Source organism: Huijunlia imazamoxiresistens (genome assembly GCF_037132455.1).
Classification (GTDB): Bacteria; Bacteroidota; Bacteroidia; order Chitinophagales; family Chitinophagaceae; genus Flavisolibacter; species Flavisolibacter imazamoxiresistens.
Genome location: NZ_JBBBEI010000003.1, coordinates 484831 through 492134, shown reverse-complemented (window position 1 = coordinate 492134; position 7304 = coordinate 484831). Strand labels below are relative to the sequence as shown.

At 51.1% G+C, this 7304-nt stretch carries 5 protein-coding genes; 2 read left to right on the top strand and 3 right to left on the bottom strand.

Annotation, left to right across the window (positions count from 1 at the left end; all coding sequences use genetic code 11):
* From V9K67_RS05840 to V9K67_RS05830, 3 genes are all read right to left on the bottom strand, one after another.
* The coding region (locus V9K67_RS05840; RefSeq protein ID WP_414696757.1) for a transposase at positions 1-929 on the bottom strand (929 nt) is incomplete at its 3' end.
* A gap of 158 nt (positions 930-1087) precedes the next feature.
* Positions 1088-3691, bottom strand: a complete 2604-nt coding sequence (locus V9K67_RS05835; RefSeq protein ID WP_336720730.1) for a T9SS type A sorting domain-containing protein — start codon at positions 3689-3691, stop codon at positions 1088-1090.
* A gap of 1534 nt (positions 3692-5225) precedes the next feature.
* Positions 5226-5471 (bottom strand): hypothetical protein, encoded by a 246-nt coding sequence (locus V9K67_RS05830; protein ID WP_336720729.1) that lies wholly within the window; start codon positions 5469-5471, stop codon positions 5226-5228.
* A 239-nt stretch (positions 5472-5710) separates the two neighbouring features.
* On the opposite strand from V9K67_RS05830, the gene V9K67_RS05825 reads away from it, so the two are divergent.
* Together V9K67_RS05825 and V9K67_RS05820 are read left to right on the top strand one after the other, a co-directional pair.
* Positions 5711-6259, top strand: coding sequence for a UpxY family transcription antiterminator (locus tag V9K67_RS05825; protein WP_336720727.1), 549 nt, complete (start codon positions 5711-5713; stop codon positions 6257-6259).
* Between the two features lie 147 nt (positions 6260-6406).
* A complete protein-coding gene (locus V9K67_RS05820) occupies positions 6407-7240 on the top strand; it encodes a hypothetical protein (RefSeq protein WP_336720725.1) in 834 nt (277 codons plus the stop codon).
* Positions 7241-7304: the final 64 nt, after the last annotated feature.

Below are 7304 nucleotides of genomic sequence, written 5' to 3'. Positions count from 1 at the left end.
TGCTCCAGGTGAGGGATCAGCGTATTGGTGTCCGTAGTGTTTTGATGAATGGAATAGCCCGCCACAAACTGCCCGTTAGTAGATATCTGTACATTATAGGCCGCCTTGAGCTGGCCGTTTTTCATGTGGTCTTCTTTTAACCGCATGAAGGTGGCGTCCTTATCGGTCTTGGAATAAGAGCTGCGCTTTTCGCCCAGGATCTTTTCCTGCTGCTCATACTTATTAAGGTTGGCGGGCCAGTGCTTCTTTGCATAGGCCAGCTTCTGCTTTACGCCCTTGCAGACCTCCTTATCCCGGATGGCTTCGTTGATCTTTTCAATGGTCTTCTCCACCTTTTCCGCATCGATCTTGTCAAAGGTGGGCGGATCGGGCTCTTCCAGTTCCTGGGCAGCAATGCTTTGGGCATACTGCCACAGTTCGTTCAACTGCTTTTTGATGCGTTCGCGGCTGGTTTCTATGCTTTTGCCCCACACAAAGGTGTAGCGGTTGGCATTAGCTTCCAGCTTGGTACCGTCGGTATAGAGGTCTTTAATGCTGAGCAGGCCTTCTTCGCAGAGCAGCAGCACTACCTGGGTGAAAATAGGCTGAAGGGTTTTCTGCAGGCGTTTACCCCGGAAGCGGTTGATGGTATTGTGGTCGGGCTGGTTCATGGCCGCCAGCCACATAAAGGGAATGTGCTCCTTGATAGCCTGCTCGATTTTACGGCTGCTGTAAATATTATTGATGTAGGCGTAAACCAGCACCTTGAGCAGCATGCGGGGGTGGTAGGAACTGGTGCCGCCGGGTTTATACTGGCTGAGCAGTTCGGTGATGTCGACTTTATCCAACACGGCATTGACCACGCGTACGGGGTGTTGGGCTGCTAGGAGTTCGTCCAGGGAGGGGGGCAGCAGGGAGAGCTGGTGTTGGTGGGTCTGTTTAAAAACCACTTTATGGGATTTACCTCGGGCCATACCTTCAAAATAAAGAAAAACCCAAGCCCCTTCCAATAGCTTAAAATAAAAAAGAGGCTGCCTACTTTTGAGACAGCCTCTTCTTTTCGCTGGCACGCGGTCCCGTAAAGGAGCCAACCGTGCTGCGATGGATATTACTGTTTCACCAGCTTTGAGGTGGTCACCTGGTCGCCGGCGATTACCTGTACCTGGTAAAGGCCTGCCTGCCAGGCGGATACGGGAAGCGCTACCTGGTTGCTTCCGGCGGTTAAGCTAACCGTTTGCTGCAGGATGCGTCTTCCCAGGAAGTCGGTAACGCTGATGTGGGCAAGCGTAGCTTTTTCGGCCCGGATGTTTAATTGAACCGATTGTTCGAAGGGGTTGGGATAAGCGGTAACCTGGATGCCTTTGGCCCTGAAGTTCACGCTCTTCACTTCGGAATACTTGAAGCTGCTGTCCTTGTCCACCATTTTCAGGCGGTAATAGTTCGTACCAGCTGCCGGCTCGTTGTCCACGGCTGCGTAAGCGGTTTGAACAGCGCCTTTACCCCGGGCTGCCTGGGAGTGGATGCGGATGAAGTTGCGGCTGTTGGTGCTGCGTTCCACCTCGAAATGGTCTACGTTCTTTTCCTCGGCCGTTAACCAGTTCAGCTGTACCTGGTGGTCGGTTACGGCAGTGCCGAAGCGCAGCAGGGTAAGCGGTAACACGATTTGGTCGGCTACCTTCATCTGAACCTGGGCGCTGACCGAGGCGGGCGTGGCGCAGGGAGCGTTGCTGACCATCAGGCATTCGATGCGATCGCCATCTGCCAGCAGGCTGGTCGAATAGGTCGCTCCGTTGGCGGAGGGAATGATCGATCCGTTCTTGCTCCATTGGTAGGAAGGATTGGATCCTTCGTTGCCGGCCAGGGCGGTAAAGGTGACCGTTGTTCCCGGGACAATGGTAGTGGACGGATGGGCGGAGATGCTCAGGCTGGGGGTAACCGATCCCTGCAGGGCCACCTGGACCGAAGCCGTCGAGAAGCAGCCGTTGGCATCGGTAACGGTAACCATATAGTTGGTGTTGACAGAGGGGCTGGCGACGGGGCTGGCCACCTGGGCGTCGCTCAGGGAAGCTGCCGGCGTCCAGCTATAGGAGAAGCCGCTGAAATCGCTGGGCGAAAAGCGCCATCCTTCCGCGGTGGCGGTCCAGTTGGTATTGTTCTTTCCGACCAGGGCATAGCCGGCGGTACCGGAAGTGTTTTCGATACCGGCCACCTTGGTCACCGTGTTGTTGGATTGGCTGGCCAGGAACAACTCGATGATGTGGGTGCTTTCGGACAGGACGATCTGGCCGGAAAGGGTGCCGGGGGCGCCGGAAAAAGGAATGTTGCTGTAGCGGACCACTAGCTTGCGGTTGGGGGCCGTACCTGTGGTCTGGTAGGAAATGCTGCCGCCGGCGGAGGGGTCCAGGTCGGCCCAGCACAGGGCGATGAAATTATTGGGCTGGCTGGTGCCGGGGATAGCCTGCGGTGTAAATCCGCCGGAGGGGGCACCGAACTGGATGTTGCCGTTGCTGCTGATGCTGAATTCGGAATAGGTGGTGCCGAAAAAGGCAAAGTTAAAGCCAATGGGCAGGGAAGCGGATACGGCATCGTCATCCAGCGCCACTGCCGTACCGCTGATGCCGACGGGGGCATAGGAAACGGAGCTGAGGCTGTAGGTGTTGGTCACCCGTTCGGCCTGAACCAGGGCATGGAGTTGGCTGGTGCCGCCGCTGCACAGGGTAGCCGGCGAAGCGGTGGCCTGGACGGAGGGGAGGGGGCTGACGGTCATTTTCACGCTGTTGCTGGTGGCCGTGGCGGAAGAAAGGCAGGTGGCGTTGCTGGTCAGCTGGCAGGTGATCTTATCGCCATTGGCCAGGTCGGAGGTCGTATAGGTAGCTGCCTGCTCCCCGGGGATATTGTTGCCGTTCTTTTTCCACTGGTAAACGGGGGCGGTACCGCCGTTGGTGGGGGTAGCGGTAAAGGTTACCGGCGTACCGGCGCAAACGGAAGTGCCGGGAGCGGAGATGCTTACGGCAGCTGCTTGCCCGGAAGGTGCAGAGAAGAGGTAGGCGCGGCCCGTTCCCGGCCAGGCCGATCCGTTACCCGCGGAGGGGTTGGCGGTGGCGGAATGGTCGGTGGCATTCACGCTGAGCACATCGGTGCCGGCGGCGGCGATGCCGATGCCTGCATAGCTGTTGAGGTCATAGGTGTTGTTGCCGTACACCAGTTGGACCAGGTTGGAGCCTTCGAAGAGCCATGCCTGGAAGGTCATGTTGTGGGGGTAGAGGGCGTCTTTATCGAAATAGCTCACCAGGTTCCATTCCACCACCAGCTTTCGGGAGCCGGCAGTGCCGGTAATTTTATAGCGGACATTGCCCTGGGTGCCCGTATTGAGGTCGGCCAGGTAGGGAGCGATGACGGGGAAGGTGGACAAAGATTTCAGGGGAACGTTGCGCTGTTTGGAAACGGGCGTCGCTCCGAGTCCGAGCAGGCCGTTGGAGCTGACGGAAAACTGGTTGTAGCTGTTGCCGGCAAAGGAAAAGGAGAAGGGGAGCGACAGCAGGCTGGAAGCCTCATCGTCGATACCGGTACCGAAAATGGTGGAGGTGCCGGTGGTCATGTTCTCGAGGGAAACGCCGCCGGTGGAATTAAAGGTATAACAGGTGGCATTTTGCGCCTGGAGCAACAGGTGGTTGCACAGAAAGATAATAAGGAAAAGGTACAGTTTTCTCATGATGAGTACAGATTAAATAATTCGGATAAAGTCAATAGGGTGGCAGGTCCCCTCACCAGCTACGGTTGGCGGCGAAAGGACAAAAAGAGTACAGGCCCTATCGATCAATGACTTGCCGGCTGTTGAAAACCGCCGGGAAAGCCAGGTGATCCGGGCATTGTAGACGAGGCTAAAAAAATAGGGGGCTTTTTACGGGTTGGGGGGACGTGTTTTAGGGTAGTTCGTGTTCATGTTGCGTTAGTTTTTGATGGTTGATCCCATGACCTTTCGGCCGGGAAAATTGGTAAATAAGAAAACAGTGGTTGGTTAAATCAGCAGGATATTTTCGACTGGGCCCCTGCTTACCTGTTTTTGCAGGTAAAGAAAAGGGCGTTGTGCCGATGGATGGATTGGATTGGTCTCTTTAGCAGATGAACGAAAAGGAGACGGGTTTGTTCAAGCGACTAGTTATAAACAATTCCTGTTCATAGGAATAGCGGCGAACGGGCACAAAAATAGTAATTAACTCGAAATGAGCAATAAGTGTTTTCTTTAAATTTTTTATACGACACTTATTTTGTCTCAATGTAAAATGGAATAAGTACAAATGCCGGTTTGGGAGCTAGTTTGCGATCTGTCCGGGAATTTTCAGGAAGATGAACTAACCATGAAATTATAGGTAGCGCTTGGGGTTTTTTCTTAGTAAAATAAAAATGCCGGAAGCCAGCTCTGCTGGTATGATTTTTTTAGGTAGTTTCGGCGTTAGTCATTGATTTCTCATCCAATACAACGTCAGTACTGCAAAATAAACTGGTAATGGAAAACACGCCGATTCTCAGCTCCAAGCTCACCCCCAAAGATTATTCGTCTTGCGGTTTGACGCGTGCTTTCGACAGGTTTCTGTCTGGAATCAAAAAGTTTTTCCTGGTTCTTTTTTATGTTATTGGATTTATAGGGTCTTCCGTGCTGATTTTCCTTTCTATATTGATTACCAATCTCTTCCTAAAGAAAAAGGATCATTAGTTTTTTTGCGGGTGCCTGTCTTTTGAGGGCAGCCTCTTCTCTTTTTTCTCCATAGGAATTTAGGAATCCCGGGACAGTTTAATGTCCCCAGGCGGCCAATTTCTGGCCTATACGCCTGCGGGCAGGGCGGGTGTGAATCACCGTTTTCCTCCCTGTGCAACGAGTTGTATTCCCTGCTTCTAGAGAGGCTTTTTCATTAGATAGAAAAATTTATCATATTTACTTTTTAAAAATCGCTTATTCATTTTAGTAAGGGAGCGGGTAGGAAACATTGGCCATTATGGCTTCGACTAAAAAAAATAAGTGTTTGTCTTAGTGTTGTTTACATATTTTATGAAGTATGGGTATTATGGGGTGATTTGGCCTAATCTAGTATGCATAATATATTGTTAGTGAGTTGGTTCTGTATAAACGCTTATGCTTCATTCCGTTAAGTTTTATAAGTGTAAAGTCTTAACAATACTAAAATAAAACTTGGCAGTAAAGGGAATTTTCTTACTTTCGCATTGTGATTCAAGCTTATTGAGTCCGATTAATCCAAAACCAAAGTGACTGTGTTATGAATTTTTCTTATCTGTTGAAGCGCTATCCATTTCGCTTTTTCTGCGAGTAATATTCCTTTTTTATTTCCCTGACTTTTGTTTGCCATTTTTTCCATGCTGTGCTGAAGTGCGGTAAGGCTGGGCATTTTGGGTGTTCTCTTTACGCCCGGTGTTTGGGTCTGGCTGCTGGTGCTGGTGGGAGAGGTGTAGTTTCTGTAATTCGTGCGGATATGCATTTCCGTGCGCAGGGTGTGTATTGCCTTTGAATAGGTGGTGTAATGGATTTGTTGGCCGGAGTTTCCTTGGTTTGACCGGGTGGAAGGCCAATAATGACATTTCGGTTTTTTTTAATAGTGTTTTCTTAAATAACCTGGTGGATGTGACTAGGCTCGGCGAAGCCCTATCCTGACGCGAATGAGGCTGAATCACTTCCTATACTATAAAGGCAAATATCGATCCATAAAAACTACTTGGTATGACTCAGAATTGGTATGCAATCTACACGCGGCCCCGTTGGGAAAAGAAAGTAGCGGAATTACTCAGTAAGAGGAACATTGAAAACTATTGTCCCCTGAACAAAGTAGTAAAGCAATGGAGCGACCGGAAGAAAACGGTAATGGAGCCTTTGTTTACTTCTTATGTATTTGTCCGGGTTACGCCAAAGGAGTTGTTGGCCGTACGAGAACTGGACCAGGTGATCAGTGTAGTGCATTGGTTGGGAAAGCCGGCCGTGATCAAGGATGTGGAGATCGAGACGATCCGGGACTTTCTGAAGGAATATCAAAACGTGAAGTTGGAACAGGTGCAAGTGAATGTAAGCGATATGGTGCGGATTCTGAACGGTCCACTTTCGGATTACGAAGGGCAGGTAGTGGCGGTGCAGAGCAGAAGTGTCAAAGTTATTCTTCCTTCCCTGGGTTATGCCATGACGGCCGAAGTGGAAGTGACCAATGTGGAGGTGATCCGAAAGAAAAAATCGGAGCCCCCGTTGCAGCTTTCCCGCCGGGTTTCTTCTGACAATTAGAAAAGGGAGGCCCTGTGAGGTCCCCTTCTTTTCTATATATTATTATAACAGGCAGTGCCGGATCTTTTGCCGGTCACTGCCACTGTTTTTTACATGCCGTTAAACTATACGGTAAGCTCTCCTTTATATATCTGCAGGCCCATTGGTATGAAACAGTTCGTTCTTTTTCTTTTGGTTGTTTGCTCCTGTTCCGCTGGTTTTGCACAAACCTGGCGTAATGCCGGCAAAGGAGCCTGCAATGACAATCATACGCCGCTGACCGCTGGCATGATCTGTTCGGATGAAGTAAAGGCAGGTCCTGTACTGTCGCCGACAGGCTGGGGCAGCACCGAAAGCTTTGCCTTCATCAGTGGTGGCGGGTCTCCACGACAGCTTTATGGCACTCGGCCCAATTATGCCTTTGTGGCCGGTGTGGGATTAGGCGATGCCCGCAAGCTGGTGTCTTTAATGGGAATTGCCAATTTTAACGACGCTTCGCAACCCGGAAAAAGCATGTCATACAGTATTGTTGCCAGCCGTTCACTGAAGCGCTGGGGCAGCATCAGTGCCGGTGCGCTGCATCTTTTTTCCGATACCGCAGTTTCCGACGGTATGCATTCTTTTTATTTCGCTTACAGCAATACGTTTAAAAAGCTGCCACGGTTGTCACTCGACCATCCGCGGTTAACTTTTACTGTAGGTGTAGGTTCCGGAGCTTTCTATAAAAGAAGTCCTGCCGATATCAGGCAGGTTAAAAGCCGTTATGGCACCGGACTCTTCGCCAACCTTTCTTATGAATTGATCCGGCGGGTCCATCTCACTGCCGAGTGGACCGGCATGAACCTGGCTCTTACCGGCATGGTTCGATTGCCGGAATTCTGGCCCTGCCTGTTTGCTGGTGTAGCCGACCTGACCCATTATTCCGGGGACCGGCCCACCTGCGTTTTTGGTGTGGGAAAGGCTATTGGGTTTCAGCAAATCAGCCACGCTTTATCGAATTGAGGTCCGGCAATTGGCATTCATCTCCTCTGTATCAAGGGGGTGATGTGGCTTTTCTTTTTTTAGT

Coding starts and splice junctions, on each gene's coding strand:
- V9K67_RS05830 (WP_336720729.1), bottom strand. CDS start 5,471: ATGCATATCCGCACGAATTACAGAAACTACACCTCTCCCACCAGCACC.
- V9K67_RS05835 (WP_336720730.1), bottom strand. CDS start 3,691: ATGAGAAAACTGTACCTTTTCCTTATTATCTTTCTGTGCAACCACCTG.
- V9K67_RS05820 (WP_336720725.1), top strand. CDS start 6,407: ATGAAACAGTTCGTTCTTTTTCTTTTGGTTGTTTGCTCCTGTTCCGCT.
- V9K67_RS05825 (WP_336720727.1), top strand. CDS start 5,711: ATGACTCAGAATTGGTATGCAATCTACACGCGGCCCCGTTGGGAAAAG.